Below are 16,302 nucleotides of genomic sequence, written 5' to 3' on the forward strand. Positions count from 1 at the left end.
TCAGGCCGGGACCGCGCCGGCGGCACGGTCATCGGGATCGCGCTGCGGGGCCGGTGCGTCGGCATGCATGGCGTCCCTCCGCATCTCGCCCGCCTTGGCAAAGAACACATGGCCGGCCCTCGAGCGTTTGGCCGCGTACATCGCCGCGTCGGCGCTGCGCATCAAGGTGGCGGCGGTGCTGCCGTCGGCGGGGTGGACGGCAATCCCGATGCTGGGCCGCACGCGCAGGCGCAGGTTCCCGATCTGCATGGGTGCGGCGATGGTCTCGTAGAGCTTGCGCGCCAGCCGGCTGAGCTCGGGCCGACTCACCGGCCCGCAGCGCAGGCAGGCGAACTCGTCGCCACCGAGCCGGCTCACCATGTCTTCGCTGCGCACCCGGCGGTCCAGCCGGCGCGCCACCACCTTGAGCATTTCATCGCCGATGTCGTGGCCATAGGCGTCATTGACGGGCTTGAAGTCGTCCAGGTCCAGATAGATGACGGCCAGCCGCGCTGGCTCGCCCGCCTCCAGGAGCGCGGTCGCATGGGTCAGGCGTTCGATGAAGAAGCGGCGGTTCGGCAAGGCGGTCAAGGCGTCATGCAGGGCCAGGTGCCGTGCCCTGCGCTCGCCATCCTGGGTGCAGGCCAGTTCCGCGCGGGCCGAGGTCAGCGCCGCCTGCGCCTCCCGGGCCAGCCGCTCCATCTGGTGGAGGCGCTCGAACTCGCGATCCAGCAAGGGCTGCAGCTGCGCCAAGGCGTCTAGGCATTGCCGCAGCCGCTCGTGCATCAGGGCTGGCGCCGGGGTGTTCTCTTCGCTCTGAGCGCAGCCACAGGCGCTCGCGCTCGCCTGCAGCTGGGTGTGGATGCCCGACAGCAGCGATTGCCAGACCTGCGGCGAGCGCTCATCGGCACCGCCGGGCAAGGAGGCAGTCATACGGGGGCGGCGGCCTTGCGCCTGCGCACGGCCGCACGGGCAGCCCCGCCGGGGCCCGGCATGACGGGGACGCCGCTGCCGACCTTCCCCGGCGGCGGTGAACCTTCCGATGTGAAGTCGGCTTCCTGCCGGCGCTGGTCCGGCGACGGTCTGGCCCGATGGACCACGGGCAACTCGGTACGCTTCATGAGGACCTTTCAAACGAACCCATCTCGGGGGCTGGTGCCGAAGTCTGGCGGCACGGTACATCGCCGTCCGTACGGCACCGCACAAACGCCCGCCCCATGCCGGCTGGGTGCGCTGGCGCACCGACCCCGCCGCGTTGATGCGCGCAGGATCCCGATCAGGTCACGGCCGAAGCGATGTCACCGCGACCCGCTGCGGCCGAAGAGTCCGTGGCGCTTCGGCCGGACCGCCCTGCGCATCGAGAAGGAGCCTGACATGAACGTTATCGTGCTGATCGCCGCCGCGGCGCTCGCGGCGCTGGGGGCGCTGTTGTTTGCGCTGGACTACATCGGCTGGGGCCTGGCGCTCTGGGTCGGTGCCGCCGTTGTGTCCCAATCGGTCATCATGGCCGAGGTCTGGCGCGACCTGCGCGAGCGCCGGCCGACCGGCGCACGGCCATGGGCCGGGCCCTGGCATGCCGGCGATCTGGTCGCCAGCATCCAGCGGGTACTGGCCAAGCATTGAAGCTTTTACCGAGAAATGGGGGCTGTGCCGCACAGACCGGGAAACCAGCCGGGTCCATGCTGTGCGCAGCCCTCGTGACGCTGGAGATCACATGCAAGCGTTCTATCACCTTACTTCCGGATCGGTGCGCTTCTGGGTGCTCGTCGACCAGGCCCTCGTGGGAGCCAGCATCAGGAAGGAAACCCTGCACTACCGCTACAACCCCTACAGCCTGGACGACGACCCCTTGAGCACCTATCTGGCCCATGCCGCGGAGATTGACGAGATCGTGCGCCGCCGCGTCGCCGGCGGTTCACGCGAGCCGGTGATCGTGCGGGATCACGACATGCGGTGATGCAGCAGAGGCAACAGGGATCCCGCCTCCCCGGCGGGCAAGCAACACTCAGGATATGCCATGACCTCCCTCTCCTACCCTATCGGCAGCAATGATTGGTTGACCGCACAGCCACACGGGGGCAGCGCGCGAAGCCAGCTGATGCAACGTTATGCGATCAGTTTCAACGGCAGGCATTTCCAGTACCGCAGCTACCGGTACGAGCATCTGTCCGAAGCCGTCGCCTACGCGCGGCTGGAGCAGCATGCTGTGCCGGCGCTGCCGCCCGTGCGCGATCCCGAACCCTTCCTTGAAGTGGTCGAGAGGCCCACGCCGGCCCAACGCAGGGTCATGGAAAACCTTGGCATCAGCTATCGACTGGGTTACTACCGTTGGGGGCCCTACCGCTATGAACGCCTCGAAGACGCCATCGCTTACGCCTGGCAACACCAGTTCCCGACCGGTCTTCCAGTAGCGCTGGCCGGCGATGGCACACAACCCAGGCTTGAACCGGCCGGCGCTCGTGAGTTGGATCGAAGGAAGGCCGAGTAGTCATCGCGCGGCACAAGCACTCACGGATCAGGCCATCCGAGCCGCCGAGCCGCCGAGCCGCAACGCAGCCTGGGCGCTTTTCGAATCCTCATGGCCCGGCCAAGAAGGAAGATTGAACACATGCGGCAGTGTCTGCGCGGACCACCAGGACCATCGGCCCACACTGCGATGACGGTCTCCCTCCGCCCCGGCAGGTAGGCGATGTGATCGCCCCAAGAAGGCGATCGTGCGACAACGAACCGACCCGGGCCATCAAGAGGTGCAAGCTCCGCATCAAGTCACGGCCCAAGCATGCGGCCGAAGCACTGAGGGGCGCCAACCGTCCAAGCTCCGCCGTCCGTCCTCCAAAGGCCCGCATCATGAATGCCATCTCTCTGATTGTCGCAACCGTACTCACGAGCCTGGGGGCACTGTTCGCCTTGGACTGCATCGGCTGGGCCCCGACACTCTGGATCGGTGCCGCCGTTGTCTCCCCGTTCTTCATCATGACGGAGGTCTGTCAGGACCTGAACGAACGTCGGCCGCCCGGCGCATGGCCGTGGTCCGGGACCTGGCATGCCGGCGACCTGATCGCCAGTCTCCAGCGCGTGCTAGCCAGACATTGAGGAGAGCATCCGAGACCTCTACGCTGGAGCCGTTCGTCAAATGCCTGACTGCGTGTCGGTGCTGTAGCGAGCGGACCAGATACCGCTCCTCGCGGGCTTACCTGCGGTGTCGTTCAGCTCGCACCGCTTCAAAGGAGCTGCCATGCTCATCACTTCATTGCTTCCGCAATCCCGCCTTGGTCAGCTGGACGCTCTGTCCGGCAGCGTGGCGGCACTGCGTTGCCGCCAGGCCGCGGAGATTCCGACGGGTTATATCGAGGACTATGTGTCGCTGAGCTGGCTCGAATGGCATGGCGGCCACCTGCGCCTGACCATTGTCGGCACGAACATCCTGCAGCAGTTGGCCCATGAGGCCATCTCCAAGGCCCGGCCTTCGCCCCGCAAGCATCCATGATCGATCGTCCGCTCGGGGCATCCGCCTCCGTCAAGCTTCCTCACGGCTTGATTGATCGGATCACGCCGCCATTCGTCAAGTTCCTGCGCATTGAAGCAGCCGGCGGGGCCGTCCTGCTGCTGTTCACCATCGCGGCCCTCATCTTGTCGAATTCGCCTTGGTCCGGCTCGTTCCTTGGCCTCTGGGAGACCCAGCTCGAACTCCGGCTCGGCAGCCTTGAATTCAGTCGATCGCTAAAGGGATGGATCAATGACGGGCTGATGACCTTGTTCTTCTTTCTGGTCGCGCTGGAGCTCAAACGAGAGTTGGTCCTTGGCGAGATGCGAAATCCGCGCATGGCCGCACTGTCGGTGGCTGCTGCGGTGGGCGGCATGATCACGCCAGCCGCCGTCTTCATCGCGCTGCAATGGGGGCTGCCGGGGCACCACGGCTGGGGCATCGTGATGGCCACCGATACGGCGTTCGTCATCGCCTGCCTGGCGCTGCTGGGCTCGCGCATTCCGCATAGCCTTCGCGTCTTCATGCTGTTCCTTGCCATCGTAGATGACATTGGTGCCATCCTTGTGGTCGCCATCGGATACAGCAGCTTTCTGGACTGGCGCATGCTCGCCCTGGCGGCGTTGAGCGTCGTGATCCTGCGCGTGCTGGCGCGAATCGGCATCAGACGACTCCCCATCTATTTCCTTGTCGGAGCCCTGACCTGGTTGGCCATCGATGCCTCCGGGCTGCACGCCACGGTCACCGGGGTGATCCTGGGTCTGATGACGCCGGCCAGGCGCTGGGTAAGCGACGGCAGGCTGTACGCCATCCTGGATCAGGTCATTGCGCATCCGACGCAGAGTCAAGGCAGCGGCGATACCCGTGACAGAAAGACGCTGCTGATCGCCGAAATCGCCGCGCGCGAATCGCTGTCTCCGGTCGAGCGTCTCGAGATGGCTTTGCACCCCTGGGTCAGTTTCTGCATCATGCCCATCTTCGCCCTGGCCAACGCCGGACTCCAGCTGTCATGGGCAGGCGCCATGCAACCCGTATCCACCGCGATTTTCCTCGGATTCTTCGTGGGCAAGCCGGCGGGCATTCTTCTTTTCAGCTGGCTGGCGCTCCGTTCAGGCCTGGCGACTCGTCCTCCTGACCTGGGCTGGAATGTCATGGCAGGCGGCAGTTTCCTGGCCGGCATTGGCTTCACGATGGCCCTGTTCATCGCCAATCTGGCTCTTGATGGCCCGTTGATCGACAGCGCGAAGATCGGGATCTTCATGGCTTCACTATGCTCGGCCGGCGTTGGTTTGGCGCTCCTCATGCGGGCATCGAGGCCAACCCCATCCGAACGCTCCTGAGAGGTGCGTCCGCCACCAATCAGAGCACAGGACGCGTGCAGCTTACGTCCGGCGGGGCTTGAGCAGCCCCGTCCATTGACAGGTGTAGCTCACACAGTCGTAGCGGTGGCGCGGCATGAACAGGCTCAGCAGTCGGTCTAGCGCATGGCGCGGTATGCGGCGGATCCGTCCCCCGCAGCGCGGGCATGACGGACGATGGTGACGCCGGGGTTCCGGCGCCACCAAGGCATCGGTCGATTGTCCTGGCATGCGGCCGAGCAGCTTACGCAGCGAAAACTGTGTTTGAAGAAGGTTCATGGAGTTGTCCCAGGTGTTCTGACATCGCCGACTTTTGCTGGTGCACTGTCGATGCCTGCTGTGCCCGTCATGGGCCGTGCCTGATCAGGGACCGCAACACATGTGCGAGCCGGTGGCAGTCGATGCGATCGCGCAGGATGAACTGCTGCACGTGGTGCTCGCCGGTTTCGTGCGTCGCGCCTGCGATCATCAACAGCGGAATCTGCGGCACTCCGACCCGCAGCGCCTGCAGCGTTGCACGGCCATCGCTGTCAGGCAGGGACAGGTCGAACAGCACGACATCAATGCCACCGCGACTCAGCCGTTCGAGGCCCGCGGCCAGCGATTCCACGTACTCCACATGCGACGAACCGGCCGCGGTGCTGGCCAGCGTCTGACGGACGACGACCCTGTCAGCCCGTTCGTCCTCGATCACGAGTGCGTTGATGTCCATGGGGAAATGCTCGGCGCAGTGCATGGCGGCGTCGGTGCCCTAGCGCGCATAAGGCAGGGTGCTGTGACGCACAGACGCCAGGCATCAGCGGCGCACAGTGAGGACGTACACGGCCCCCAGCGCTATAGGCAGCCCGGAGGACCGCATCGAAACTTGCATCAAGAGGAGGCACTCATGGACAAGCTCTCGACCTTGCTGGCCTGCGAAGCCGGCTACGTGCTTCGCTTCGACGATCTGTTCAATCGCGGGCACTGGTACGAATTCCCCTGCGATGTCGAAGGGCGCGTCGCGGTCGCCGCAATGAGTGCCCGCGCCCGCGACAGCTACGCGCAGGCGCTTGAAGCAATAGGCCGTGAGTTGTCCCTGCCGAGCATTACTTGCGCCAGCAAAGCAAGGCCGCGCCGATCGTAGAAAGCGGCTGGCTCTCGGCGGGGCAGCGACAACAACATCGCGACAAGCCAGAACGGATTTCGGCCTGCACAGCCGACAAGAAGCCCGACGGCAACCTAAATCACGGTGCTCAGCTGCGTGTCACCGGAGGGGCGCGGCGGCAAGTAGATGTGGAAGCAGGTGCCTCCACCGTCGCGGTTCTCGGCATGGATGCGGCCTCCATGGATCTCGATGATCTTGCGGCAGATCGCCAGGCCCAAACCGGTGCCCCCCGAGCCATCCTTGGTGTTGCTGCTCTGAATAAAGGCCTCAAAGATCTTGTCCAGTTCCGCTGGAGGAATGCCGGGACCGCGGTCGGCAATGCTGACGTGGATCTCGTTCTGTGGCGTCAGGCGCGCGGCCAGCTCGATCACGCCCCCCTCGGGCGAGAACTTGATGGCGTTTGCCATCACATTGCGGATCACCTGCTGGAAGCGCAATGGGTCCACCTTGGCCACCAGGGGGCTGACGGGAAGGTGAGACCGCACCGCCAGCGAGCGCCGCGCCAGCAAGGGGTCGAGTTCACGCGCCACAGACTCGATCAGCTGGCGCAAGTCGCAGCGTTCCAGATCGAAGGTCCCGACCGCGCTCTCTATCTTGGACACATCAAGCAGGTCGTTGACCAGCGCCAGCATGCGCTGCCCCGAGGCATGGATATCGCCGAACATCGCGGCCAGCTTCGGGGTGTCGCGCCCGCGCGCCACGCCCAGTTCCGAGAAACCCAGAATGGATTGCAGCGGCGTGCGCAGCTCATGGCTGATGTTGGCAATGAACTCCGACTTGGCGCGCGAGGCCTCTTCCGCCGCATCGCGGCCTTCCCGGGTGGCGCGCTCGGCGGCACGGAATTCGCTGACATCGGTCAAGGTGGACAAGATGCCCATGCCCCCGCCCTGTGGATCCGGCACCACGACCTTGGTCACCAGCATGTCCCGCGGCCGCCCATCCCGCCCGAGCAGACGCGCTTCGTAGCTGAGGCGGCCGCCGCGCTGACGCAGCTGCGCATCCTGCGTCGCATGGATCGCGCGCTCGGCCGTCGGCATAAAAAAGCCGACCTGCTGCCCGAGCACCTTGTTGCGTGAGCGCCCGGTGAATTCCTCCCAGGCACGGTTGACGCTCACATAGCGCCCCCCCGGGTCCACCATCGAGATCGGCTGCGGACTGACCTCCAGCAGCAGCTCGGTGAAGCCCAGTTGGCGCTGCAGGCGCTGCTCGGCCTCGTGCCGTTCGGTGACATCCATGGCGCTGCCGGCAAAGCCCAGCGCATGCCCCAGCCCCTGCAGCGGAACGACTGCCACCTGGAGGCGGCGCACCAGTCCCTCACCAGTTCGCAGCGAGACCTCGGCGCTGCGCACGCCCGCACGGTCGTCCGCTGCGAACAGCTGTGCGACACGCTCACGGTCCTGAGGTTCGACCAGATCCTGCAATGCCTGGCCTATCGCTTCTTCGGCCCGCTCCCGGCTGAGCGTGCCCCAGCGTGCGTTGACGAAGGTGAGCCGCCCCTGGGCGTCGGTCCGAAAGATCAGCTCCTGGACGCTCTTGAGCAACACGCTCATCTCGCGCTCGCGCAGCGCCACCTGCTCATGCGCGCGGTCGAGCTCATGCCGTGCCCGCTCACGCACACGAAGGCTGCGCAGCAAGGCATGGGCGGCCCCGGCCAGCAAGCTCAGGATGAGCGCGCCGCCAGCTCCCAGCAGCCATAGGCCGTCTCGCCAATCTTGCAGTGCGGCCTGCTCATCCTGCTCGACAAGCACCACCAGCGGCCGTGTGCGCGAAACCCGGTAGGCTGCGACCTGGGCACCTGGGGCCAAACCATCCCCGAGGTAGCTGGCATGATCCTGCCTGCGCAGCAGATCGCGAAACACTGGATGTCCGTTCAAGGCGGAGGCCGGCGCCAGCGGCACGCCTTCCGTGCCGGCGAGCAACTGTCCCGCGTGGCTGGCCAGCGCTGCGCGTTCGCCTTCATCGTTGCCGATGGCCATCTGCTGGTAGTTGGCCAAGGCGTCGGGGTTGATCAAGGCCAGCAGCAGAAACTCCTGTCCCGCCGGCCCCATGACTCGGCGTACCAGTGGCAGCATGCCGACGGCCGTTCCCAGCGCCGGGTCACCGAGCGTGCGCAGGCTGCGTCCCGGCAGCCACGGCAGCAGTTGCTCGCTCCCGGCCGGTGGCAGCGCGCCCAGCAGCTTCGGGTCGATACGCAGCCCCTGTTCGCGCGGATCAGAACTGGCCAGTATCCGTCCCTGCATGTCCAGCACCGCCACCCCGCGCAGGATGGGTTGTGCCAGCAGCGCTTGTGACAGCTGCGGCTGCAACAGCGCCGCGTCGGTGTGCGGCGGCAGGCTGATACCGTCCGCCAGCGTGCGCAGAACCAGCCCGGCAGAGTCTACGCTCCGTGTTGCATGATCCTCAAGAACCCTGGCCAGCAGCTCCAGCCGCTCGCGGCTGTTCTGCAGTGCCTCGCGCCGCTCGAACCACGCCAATGTCAGCAGCGAGGTGATGCACGCCAGCACCAAGGCCGCGGAAGCCAGGCGCACGCTGCGCGCCAGGCGGCTGCTTTGCCGGACGCTCAGGGGCATGCCGACCCCGCCCTCAGTTCACAACGATGGGGGACAGGCCATACCGAGCAGCCGCGGCCTTCAGCCGTCCGTCGCGTTTGATCGCCGCGACAAACTCGTCCAGGCGCGCCAGCCAATCTGGATCGTTCAGCCGAGTGGCATAGGCGTAGGGAAGCACATGGAAAGGCTGCGCGGGGGATACCAGCCGAGCCCAATCGGCGTTGTCGAGCAGGCGCCGGCTGTAGGGATAGTCGGTCATGAAGACATCGACACGGCCGGCCTCCAGCTCACGCTCGCGCGTGTCTGGTGGCCTCACCACGACCATCTGCGCCTGCTTGAGCGCCTGGCCCATCACCGGCTCCATGAAAGTGCCGGCCTGTACCGCCACCATGACACCGGGCTTGTCGATGTCGGCCCATTCCCGCACCATCCGGTTCGAGCGCGTGGTCACGCCATAGATATCGCTCTGGAGATAGGGCTTCGTGAAAGCCAACCGGGCTTGGCGTTGCGGCAAGACGCCAACCGCGAACATCGCGACATCGCAGCGCTGCGACGTGACATCCTCGACCAGCTGGGTGAAAGAGGACTCGACATAGCTGAGCTTGAGTTTGAGTTCGCGTGCCAGCTCGGCCGACAACTCGATGTCGATGCCGCTCAGTTGCTGTGTGCGCGGGTTGCGATAGGTGATGCCATAGTAGTCCGGCCAGATGCAGACTTTCAGTTCGCCGCTGGCGCGCAGGCGCTTCAGCGTCTCGCCGCCGCGGGCGGCCATCGCGGCCTGCACGCCCCCCAGGCAAAGCAGCGAGGCGCCGAGCAGGCCGGCCCATGTCCGATAGGGTATCTTGCTCATATCCATCTCCTTATCCTCGGGCTTTCAGTCGTTCTGGACCAGCGCTTCGAAGCTTGGCGGCTGTCGATTGATGCGGTCGCGCAACTCCAGCAGCGCCGGCGCGTTGGCCAGGAAGACGTCGACGATGGCGGGATCGAAGGCCTTGCCGCGCTGTTCTGCGAGCATGCCCAAGGCCACGTCGTTGGCGAAAGCCTTGCGATAGCAGCGGTCCATCGTCAGGGCGTCGAAGTAGTCCACCACCGCGACGATCCGGGCCGATAGCGGGATCGCCTCGCCGACCAGGCCGCTGGGATAACCGCCGCCATCCCAGCGCTCGTGGTGGCCCAGCGCCACCTCGGCCGCCATCTGGAACAGCGGAATCCGCGAACGGCCCAGGATCTCGGCCCCCATGCGCGGATGCTGGTTCATGGCCGCGCGCTCGTCCGGGTTGAAGGATCCGGGTTTCTTGAGCACCGCGTCGGGCACGCCGATCTTGCCGATATCGTGCATCGGCGCCGCGCGGCTCAGCATGCTGGCATAGGCGGCGGGCTGCCCGAGCATCAGCGCGAGCGCCTCGGCCAGGTAGCCGATGCGGATGATGTGCACGCCGGTGTCGTCATCCTTGAAATCGGCCGCCAGCGACAGGCGCAGCAAGGCCTCATGGTGGGCGCGCGACACCTCGCGCAAGGCTTCGTTGCGCTCGTGGTACATGCGACCCAGGTCCATCACGATGCGCTCCATCTGAGCGGTGGCGGCAGCGTCGAACATGCGATCCGTGCTCGGAGCTTGGGGGGCGAGCATCATCGTCATCTCCTCAGGCGACTTGCGGCAGCTGGGCCAGGTGCTCGATCAGCTGCAGGGGGCTGAACGGCTTCACCAGATAGGCATCGGCGCCGGCCTGCAGCCCAGCCTCGCGATCACGCGCCTGGCCGCGCGCGCTCAGCAGGATCACCTGCACGCCCGCCAGCGAGGGATCCGCCTTCATTCGGCGGCACGCCTCCAGCCCGTCAATCCCACCCGGCATCATCACGTCCAGCAGGACCACGTCCGGCCGCACGGTAGCCGTGAAGCGCAAGGCGGCGTCGCCGTCGGCGACCTCGTCGATCTTGTAGTCCTCGAACTCGAGGGTCATGCGGATCAGACGACGGATGTCCGCATGGTCGTCCACGATCAGGATTGTCTTGTTTGTCATTGGGTGGCTCCGGCAATGCGACCTGCTTGCTTGGTTGAATTATTATTTGCATCACTTTTATCAATCAAGACATCATCCGACCGTTAGCAAGAAAAATCGGCAAAATTGCGCAATGCCAAAGACCCCCGCCCGCCCGCCCGCCAATCCGACCGACTACAGCACCCTGGAGGTCGCCCGGCTGCTCGGCATGGCGGTGCGCTCAGTGCAGTTGATGGTCGATCGTGGCGAGCTGGAAGCCTGGAAGACGCCTGGAGGCCATCGCCGCATCGCCAGTGCCTCGGTCGACGCCTTGCTCGCGCGCCGTGGCGGCCCGGCCGTACCGGCAAGCGCCGCCGCCACTCGGCCCGCCGCGAGCCCTGTGCGGCAACGCCCCCGTCTGCTGCTGATTGAGGATTCGATCCACTATCAGAACCTGATCTCCATGCTGCTGGCCCAGCAGTTCCCGGAGCTGGAGTTGCACATGGCGTCGGACGGCATCGTGGGCCTGGCCTTGTACGGCCAATTGCAACCCGAGCTGCTGCTGGTCGACATCCTGCTTCCGGGCATCGACGGCGCGACCCTGATCACCAGTCTGCGATCCCATCCGCAGTTCGCCGGCAGCCGGCTGATCGTGGTGACCTCTCTGGATGAGAGCCAGCGCCAGCCCTATGCCTTCGCGCTGCAGGGGCTGCCGGTGGTGCACAAACCCCGTCTGGTCATGGAACTGCCGGCCCTCCTCCGCCAGCAGCTCGATCAGATTCGCAAGGCCGGCCTATGAGCGAGCGGCCCCGGGTGTTGCTGATCGAGGATGATGCCTCGCTGCAACGCTTCGTACAGCTAGCCCTGGAGGACCTCGACCTGGAGCTGCTGACCGCCGGCTCGGTGGACGAGGGTCTGGCCGAGCTGGCGCGAGCACCGGTGGCCCTGATCATGACCGATCTGATGCTGCCGGGCCGCTCCGGTTTCGAGCTGGTCGACAGCTTGGCGGCCCAGCCCGCGCTACGTGCCGGCGCCCGCCTCGCGGTGTTCAGCGCCGGACTCAATCCCGAGACCCGTCAGCGGCTGGCGCCCCCCAAGGTCTGGCGCCTGCTTTCCAAGCCCTGCAGCCTGGCCGAGCTTGAGGCCTGCGTGCGCGATGCCCTGAGTGAGGCGGGGCGGGAAACCGCAAGCTCCCTGGCCCATCCCCCGGCGGCCGGCGGCATGGACGGCGATCAGGAGGCCGCCATCGCCCAGCATTTCGGTGGCGATGCCCCCCTGTACCACGCGTTCCGGGCCAGCTGCCTGCGGCAGTTCCGGGCCGACATGGCCGAGGGTGAGCGGGCTTGCAGTAGCGCCGACGCGGCGGCCCTCCGCCGACTGGCACATGGTCTGAAGTCGGTGCTGTTGACCCTGGGCCACGCCGAGGCCTCGGCCCTGGCCCAGGATCTGGAAGGAGCAAGCGAGCGGGCCGACTGGGGCCTTGCCGAACGCCTGTGGCGGCAATTGAAGGGGGCCATCGCCACGTTGCGCTGAGCCACCCAAGGCCGCCCCGCATGCATATTGCGTCGGCAAATGTGATAGTTTTCACATGAAATTTGATACAAATATCATTTGTATCACTTAATATTTGGACATCCCTAGCCGACGCCCGGCCGCTCCGGGTTCAACGAGATGTCCACCGCCGTTCAGCCTCTCGCCGAGTCCTGCAGCCAGCGTCCCGCATGGCTGCGGCTTGGACCCGCGCAGCCCTCCCCCGTGCACGCGCCCAAGGGGGACGCTTTCCTGGAATTGCTGTGTTTCCGGGCCGCAGGCCAGGAGTATGGCCTGCCGCTGCCCAGCATCCAGGAGATTCGCCATCACCAGGGCTCGAAAGCTACTGACGCTCAACGGCGTGCCGTGCTCGTACTGGCCGAAGACGGGCAGCGTCTTGGCCTAGTGGTGGACGAGGTGCTGGACGTTCAGTTGGTCGCCCCAGATCAGCTGCGCCAACTGCCTTCGTTGCACGGAGATCTCAAGCGTCAACACCTGCGCGCACTGGTCCGTATCGGAAAGCGCCATGTGCTGCAGCTCGACCCGGCCCCCTGGTTCGACACACAGGCCTATGTCCGCCCTCGTTTTTGACTCTTCCATGCATGGAGTCCCTATGAGTCCCACCATGAAGATGAACTTGCGTGCCCGCCTCCTGCCGGGGTTCGGCGCCATGCTGCTGTTGACTCTTCTGCTCGCGGGTTGGTCGGTGTGGCAGTTGCGCGCCCTGCGGTTGAACGCCGATGAGATCAGCGACAACTGGCTTCCCAGCGTGGAGCACCGTCGCGCGATGAACGCGGCACTGGGCTATCTGCGCTTGTCCTTGGCTCAAGAAACCCAGCAACGTGCAAAGTTCAATGCCGAACTGGGCAAGAGCCGCGAGGAGTTCGAACAAGCCTTGATGGCCTACCTGCCGCTGGCCAGCAGCCCGCAGGAGCAGCAGTTGGCCGATGCCCTGAGGGAGGCGATGGCCGCGTACTTCCAGCTCGGCGAACGTCTGCAGCAGCAGGTCAACGCAGGCCAGAGCAGCGCGGCTCAGGAACTCGCCACGACCCAGATGCTGGAACAGGGGCTGAAGACCCGTACCTTGATCCAGCAGATCAACCGGCTCAATCATGGCGGAGCCGCCGCCGAGCAGGCGGCCGCCCACACGACCTACCAGCGGGCGCTCTGGAGCCTCTCCGGTGCCGCCGCGGCCGAAAGCCTGCGCCAGCAGGCAGACACCCTGGTCCGCGCGGTCGCGGTGTTCCGCACCGGCGTGCCGGCGGCCGCCACACCCACAACACCCGCCAAGACGAGCGGCTGGGATGGCGCCGAACGCCGTGGCCCGGCACGTGCCACCAACGTCAGCCGGCCCGCATTCGGCCGCCCCGCCGCTCGGGTGCGAGCTCGAACGGGCACCGACGGTGCATGGACCGACTTCTGACATGAGGCGGGGGCCGATCGCCGGCCCCCGGGTAGCAAGCGATGAGCATCGAAATGAAACACTCCAGCGCCCCCAACCCCGCGCAAGTCCCGGCAGATGCCGAGCCGCTCCAGTACCTCGGTTTCCGGCTGGCCGACCGAGACTATGCCCTGCTCCTGAGCCATGTGCTCGCCATCCACCCCCATGCACAGACCCAGCGATTGGCGGCGGCCCCACCCTGGGTACAGGGCATGTACGACCAGCAGCAGCAGCGCTATGTGCCGGTGCTGGACCTGCGCGCGCTGCAGGACCTGGACAGCCTGCCCCCGCCCGTCGACCCGCGCCAGGCCGTGTTGATCCTGGCGGAGCTTGCGCTGCAGCGCGTCGCGTTGCTGGCGGACGCGGTTGTCGACCTGCTCGAACCGGCGCCGCAGGAGTACGGCCCCGCGGGCATGCGTCTGTGCCGCATGCAGGGGTTGCGCGGCCCGCGTCGGGTTCAGCTTCTGGATCTGCGCCAGCTGATCGCACTGCTGCCGCCCTGCCCGCTGCATTGAGGCATCACCATGATCTCCTCCACCATGATCCCGGCGTCCCGGCCATCCGCTCCGTTGCGCCCGACCGAGTTGCCCCGCCCATTCCTTGACTCAGATCAACAGATCGCAACAAAACCCGCCGACACTGCTGGCGGGGAGAAAAACGCCGATGGCCTGGGTGCTGCTGAGCCTTGGATCAAGAGCCAGCAGGGTCCGGCCATCGCGATGTGGTCCATACCCGCCCGCGGCCCGCGATGATGCGATCCTTCCGCATCAACGGCTCGGCGGTCTGGCCCATCGGTCCGGCGACGGAAGAGGTTTTTTTCATGCAGTCGTCTCCCCGGATCGCGGGCTGGATCGTTGCCGGCAATCTGCTGGTCGCATGCGTGCTGATACTGGCCACCCTCATCAACCTGCAAGTCAGTCGCGACAGCGAACTCGCCCGCGCACGCGAGGCCGCGCAGAACCTGGTGCAGGCGCTCAGCAGCGAGCTGGCGGCCGAATTGCGGCTGGTCGACAACGCACTGGCAACGATCGCTCTGCGACAGGCGCTCAGCGAGGGCGGCGCGCCCCAGGCCCTGCAGCCGACCTTGCTGGAACAGCGCCGCCTGCTGCCCTTCGTGCTCGCCATCCGCACCGCCGATGCGAGCGGCCGGGTCAGCGTCGAACCCACCGCCACCGAGGATGCGACCTCCCTATCTGTCGCCGACCGCGACTACTTCCGCGCGGCCCGGGCGAGCGATGCGCTGGTTCTCTCCGAGCCCTTGCGAAGCCGGGTGACGGGAGACTGGTGCATCGTCGCCGCGCGAAGGCTGCAGACCGAGAGTGGGCAGTTTCGCGGTGTCGTCTATGCGGTCCTGTCGGCGCAGCATTTCCAGGGCCTGTTTCGCCGGTTGAGCCTCGGTAAGGATGGTGCGATCGCGCTGCGCAGCGACTCGCTGAGGCTGGTGGCTCGGCATTCCGGCGCCGAGCCCGACAGCGCGGCGGGGCTGGGGAGCGACCAGACCTCACCGCAGTTGCGCAACGAGCTCGCTCGGGATCGGGAATCCGGCTGGTACATCACGCCAACGGCGCTGGATGGCATCGAGCGCATCTCCGCCTATCGGCGTCTACCCGGCTATCCCCTTACCGTCCTGGCCGGTTTTGGCACCCAGCATTACCTGGAGCCCTGGCGATCGGCCGCGCTACGGCATTGGGCCTTCACCGCCGCCACCCTCTTGTTGGTCGCCTGCGGGTCCTGCCTGCTGTACGCCTTGCACCGCCGCGAGCACCGGACCAGGGTGCAGATCGCACGCCTGGCCAAGGAGCAAAGCCTGCTGCTGGAAAACGACCTGATCGGGATGCTGCGGGTCCGGCAACGCAGGATCCTGTGGGCCAATCGAGCGGCCTGCCATATGTTGGGGTATCCGGCACAGCAGCTGATCGGGGCCTCGACGCGTGTGCTGTATGCCGAGGACTCCTGCTTCGAGATGGTCGGTGAACAGGGATACGCGGCGCTGCGCTCCGTCGGCCGCTTCCGCACCCAGGTGCGGATCCGCACGTCGGACGGCCGGACCCCCTGGGTAGATCTGAGCGGCGCCATGCTGTCGGAATCCGAGTCGATCTGGATGCTGGTAGACATCGACAATCTCAAGCACAGCGAGGAAGACGCGCAGCACTTGGCCTTGCACGATCCGCTGACCGGGCTGGCCAACCGTCGCCTGCTTCAGGTGCAACTGCACCAAGCCTTGATGCAGGCCAAGCGCAGTGGCCAGGATGTGGCGGTCGCCTATCTTGATCTGGACGGTTTCAAGCCGGTCAACGATCGGTTCGGGCACGAGGCCGGCGATGCCGTGCTGCGCACGGTCGCCTCGCGTCTGGCGAACGAGGTGCGGGCCAATGACACCCTCGCCCGCATCGGCGGGGACGAGTTCGTGCTGGTACTGGTCGACATCGAGGGCGAGCGCGACGCGCTGGTCGTTCTTCAGCGCTGCCTCGAGGCCGTCCATCGTCCGATTCCTCTGGGCGGGACGGGCGAACCCGTCGCCGTCGGCTGCAGCATCGGCCTGGCCCTGAGAAGTCGGCATGGCGGCACGGAACAGGCGCTGCAGCAGGCGGCCGACGACGCCATGTATGCGGCAAAGCGCGCCGGCCGAGGTCGGGTCGCCTGCGCGCCCACGGTGGCATTGGCGGCACTGTTCGAGGGATGACGGCACATCGCCGGGCTGCTGCTTGAACAGGCTGTCGGCAGTTTGCCTACGGCGGAATCAGGGATCGCCCGACCCGATCCTGCAGGATCAGGGGCGTGCGCCGACGCCCGACCGGAAGGAGACTTTTCACCGCAGGCCGCAGCGGCGGCCGATCG

19 protein-coding genes are annotated in these 16,302 nt (G+C 66.3%); 13 read left to right on the forward strand and 6 right to left on the reverse strand.

Annotated elements, in window-relative coordinates; all coding sequences use genetic code 11:
* A complete protein-coding gene (locus G8A07_RS14765; RefSeq protein WP_195792802.1) occupies positions 1–912 on the reverse strand; it encodes a GGDEF domain-containing protein in 912 nt (303 codons plus the stop codon).
* A 441-nt stretch (positions 913–1,353) separates the two neighbouring features.
* Between G8A07_RS14765 and G8A07_RS14770 the strand changes: the two genes are divergently transcribed.
* The 6 genes from G8A07_RS14770 to nhaA all read left to right on the forward strand — a co-directional run bounded on the left by G8A07_RS14770 (position 1,354) and on the right by nhaA (position 4,803).
* Positions 1,354–1,602, forward strand: coding sequence for a hypothetical protein (locus tag G8A07_RS14770; RefSeq protein WP_195792803.1), 249 nt, complete (start codon positions 1,354–1,356; stop codon positions 1,600–1,602).
* 91 nt (positions 1,603–1,693) lie between these two features.
* A complete protein-coding gene (locus G8A07_RS14775) occupies positions 1,694–1,936 on the forward strand; it encodes a DUF1488 family protein (protein WP_195792804.1) in 243 nt (80 codons plus the stop codon).
* Positions 1,937–1,996: 60 nt separating this feature from the next.
* Entirely contained in the window at positions 1,997–2,467 is a 471-nt protein-coding gene (locus G8A07_RS14780; protein ID WP_195792805.1) for a hypothetical protein, read from the forward strand.
* Between the two features lie 359 nt (positions 2,468–2,826).
* Complete coding sequence (locus G8A07_RS14785) at positions 2,827–3,072, forward strand: hypothetical protein (RefSeq protein WP_195792806.1); 246 nt, start codon at positions 2,827–2,829, stop codon at positions 3,070–3,072.
* A gap of 142 nt (positions 3,073–3,214) precedes the next feature.
* Complete coding sequence (locus tag G8A07_RS14790; RefSeq protein WP_195792807.1) at positions 3,215–3,466, forward strand: hypothetical protein; 252 nt, start codon at positions 3,215–3,217, stop codon at positions 3,464–3,466.
* Positions 3,463–4,803 carry a Na+/H+ antiporter NhaA gene (gene nhaA, locus G8A07_RS14795; protein ID WP_195792808.1) on the forward strand — a complete coding sequence of 447 codons (1,341 nt, stop codon included), beginning with the start codon at positions 3,463–3,465 and terminating at the stop codon, positions 4,801–4,803. The genes G8A07_RS14790 and nhaA overlap by 4 nt, the downstream gene beginning before the upstream one ends.
* 364 nt (positions 4,804–5,167) lie before the next feature.
* Here the strand turns inward: nhaA and G8A07_RS14800 are convergent, their stop codons facing one another.
* Complete coding sequence (locus G8A07_RS14800; RefSeq protein WP_195792809.1) at positions 5,168–5,533, reverse strand: response regulator; 366 nt, start codon at positions 5,531–5,533, stop codon at positions 5,168–5,170.
* 174 nt (positions 5,534–5,707) lie between these two features.
* Here G8A07_RS14800 and G8A07_RS14805 point away from each other — a divergent pair, with 174 nt between their 5' ends.
* Positions 5,708–5,944, forward strand: coding sequence for a hypothetical protein (locus tag G8A07_RS14805; protein ID WP_195792810.1), 237 nt, complete (start codon positions 5,708–5,710; stop codon positions 5,942–5,944).
* Positions 5,945–6,039: 95 nt separating this feature from the next.
* Here G8A07_RS14805 and G8A07_RS14810 read toward each other — a convergent pair whose 3' ends face one another.
* The 4 genes from G8A07_RS14810 to G8A07_RS14825 are packed head-to-tail and all read right to left on the reverse strand — an operon-like array spanning position 6,040 to position 10,535.
* A complete protein-coding gene (locus tag G8A07_RS14810) occupies positions 6,040–8,535 on the reverse strand; it encodes an ATP-binding protein (RefSeq protein WP_195792811.1) in 2,496 nt (831 codons plus the stop codon).
* A gap of 13 nt (positions 8,536–8,548) precedes the next feature.
* Complete coding sequence (locus tag G8A07_RS14815) at positions 8,549–9,364, reverse strand: ABC transporter substrate-binding protein (RefSeq protein WP_371816373.1); 816 nt, start codon at positions 9,362–9,364, stop codon at positions 8,549–8,551.
* Positions 9,365–9,388: 24 nt separating this feature from the next.
* Positions 9,389–10,144: an HD-GYP domain-containing protein gene (locus G8A07_RS14820; RefSeq protein ID WP_249937365.1), complete on the reverse strand. Its 756-nt coding sequence runs from the start codon at positions 10,142–10,144 to the stop codon at positions 9,389–9,391.
* Between the two features lie 13 nt (positions 10,145–10,157).
* Positions 10,158–10,535 carry a response regulator transcription factor gene (locus G8A07_RS14825; RefSeq protein WP_195792813.1) on the reverse strand — a complete coding sequence of 126 codons (378 nt, stop codon included), beginning with the start codon at positions 10,533–10,535 and terminating at the stop codon, positions 10,158–10,160.
* Between the two features lie 112 nt (positions 10,536–10,647).
* Between G8A07_RS14825 and G8A07_RS14830 the strand changes: the two genes are divergently transcribed.
* From G8A07_RS14830 to G8A07_RS14855, 6 genes are all read left to right on the forward strand, one after another.
* The gene (locus G8A07_RS14830) at positions 10,648–11,292 is read left to right on the forward strand and encodes a helix-turn-helix domain-containing protein (RefSeq protein WP_195792814.1); all 645 of its coding nucleotides are present in this window, start codon (positions 10,648–10,650) and stop codon (positions 11,290–11,292) included.
* A complete protein-coding gene (locus G8A07_RS14835) occupies positions 11,289–12,026 on the forward strand; it encodes a two-component system response regulator (protein ID WP_195792815.1) in 738 nt (245 codons plus the stop codon). The genes G8A07_RS14830 and G8A07_RS14835 overlap by 4 nt, the downstream gene beginning before the upstream one ends.
* A 138-nt stretch (positions 12,027–12,164) precedes the next feature.
* On the forward strand, positions 12,165–12,614 hold the full coding sequence (locus G8A07_RS14840) for a chemotaxis protein CheW (protein ID WP_195792816.1): 450 nt from the start codon (positions 12,165–12,167) through the stop codon (positions 12,612–12,614).
* 34 nt (positions 12,615–12,648) lie between these two features.
* The gene (locus tag G8A07_RS14845) at positions 12,649–13,446 is read left to right on the forward strand and encodes an MCP four helix bundle domain-containing protein (RefSeq protein ID WP_195792817.1); all 798 of its coding nucleotides are present in this window, start codon (positions 12,649–12,651) and stop codon (positions 13,444–13,446) included.
* A gap of 53 nt (positions 13,447–13,499) precedes the next feature.
* On the forward strand, positions 13,500–13,979 hold the full coding sequence (locus tag G8A07_RS14850; RefSeq protein ID WP_195792818.1) for a chemotaxis protein CheW: 480 nt from the start codon (positions 13,500–13,502) through the stop codon (positions 13,977–13,979).
* 233 nt (positions 13,980–14,212) lie between these two features.
* A complete protein-coding gene (locus G8A07_RS14855; protein WP_249937002.1) occupies positions 14,213–16,147 on the forward strand; it encodes a diguanylate cyclase domain-containing protein in 1,935 nt (644 codons plus the stop codon).
* Positions 16,148–16,302 lie beyond the last annotated feature (155 nt).

This window comes from Roseateles sp. DAIF2, assembly GCF_015624425.1.
In the GTDB taxonomy this organism is placed as follows: Bacteria; Pseudomonadota; Gammaproteobacteria; order Burkholderiales; family Burkholderiaceae_C; genus Kinneretia.

Bases quoted from the DNA above. Each gene is read 5' to 3' on its own strand.
- G8A07_RS14765 (WP_195792802.1), bottom strand. From the start codon at position 912: ATGACTGCCTCCTTGCCCGGCGGTGCCGATGAGCGCTCGCCGCAGGTC.
- G8A07_RS14770 (WP_195792803.1), top strand. From the start codon at position 1,354: ATGAACGTTATCGTGCTGATCGCCGCCGCGGCGCTCGCGGCGCTGGGG.
- G8A07_RS14775 (WP_195792804.1), top strand. From the start codon at position 1,694: ATGCAAGCGTTCTATCACCTTACTTCCGGATCGGTGCGCTTCTGGGTG.
- G8A07_RS14780 (WP_195792805.1), top strand. From the start codon at position 1,997: ATGACCTCCCTCTCCTACCCTATCGGCAGCAATGATTGGTTGACCGCA.
- G8A07_RS14785 (WP_195792806.1), top strand. From the start codon at position 2,827: ATGAATGCCATCTCTCTGATTGTCGCAACCGTACTCACGAGCCTGGGG.
- G8A07_RS14790 (WP_195792807.1), top strand. From the start codon at position 3,215: ATGCTCATCACTTCATTGCTTCCGCAATCCCGCCTTGGTCAGCTGGAC.
- nhaA (WP_195792808.1), top strand. From the start codon at position 3,463: ATGATCGATCGTCCGCTCGGGGCATCCGCCTCCGTCAAGCTTCCTCAC.
- G8A07_RS14800 (WP_195792809.1), bottom strand. From the start codon at position 5,533: ATGGACATCAACGCACTCGTGATCGAGGACGAACGGGCTGACAGGGTC.
- G8A07_RS14805 (WP_195792810.1), top strand. From the start codon at position 5,708: ATGGACAAGCTCTCGACCTTGCTGGCCTGCGAAGCCGGCTACGTGCTT.
- G8A07_RS14810 (WP_195792811.1), bottom strand. From the start codon at position 8,535: ATGCCCCTGAGCGTCCGGCAAAGCAGCCGCCTGGCGCGCAGCGTGCGC.
- G8A07_RS14815 (WP_371816373.1), bottom strand. From the start codon at position 9,364: ATGAGCAAGATACCCTATCGGACATGGGCCGGCCTGCTCGGCGCCTCG.
- G8A07_RS14820 (WP_249937365.1), bottom strand. From the start codon at position 10,144: ATGCTCGCCCCCCAAGCTCCGAGCACGGATCGCATGTTCGACGCTGCC.
- G8A07_RS14825 (WP_195792813.1), bottom strand. From the start codon at position 10,535: ATGACAAACAAGACAATCCTGATCGTGGACGACCATGCGGACATCCGT.
- G8A07_RS14830 (WP_195792814.1), top strand. From the start codon at position 10,648: ATGCCAAAGACCCCCGCCCGCCCGCCCGCCAATCCGACCGACTACAGC.
- G8A07_RS14835 (WP_195792815.1), top strand. From the start codon at position 11,289: ATGAGCGAGCGGCCCCGGGTGTTGCTGATCGAGGATGATGCCTCGCTG.
- G8A07_RS14840 (WP_195792816.1), top strand. From the start codon at position 12,165: ATGTCCACCGCCGTTCAGCCTCTCGCCGAGTCCTGCAGCCAGCGTCCC.
- G8A07_RS14845 (WP_195792817.1), top strand. From the start codon at position 12,649: ATGAAGATGAACTTGCGTGCCCGCCTCCTGCCGGGGTTCGGCGCCATG.
- G8A07_RS14850 (WP_195792818.1), top strand. From the start codon at position 13,500: ATGAAACACTCCAGCGCCCCCAACCCCGCGCAAGTCCCGGCAGATGCC.
- G8A07_RS14855 (WP_249937002.1), top strand. From the start codon at position 14,213: ATGATGCGATCCTTCCGCATCAACGGCTCGGCGGTCTGGCCCATCGGT.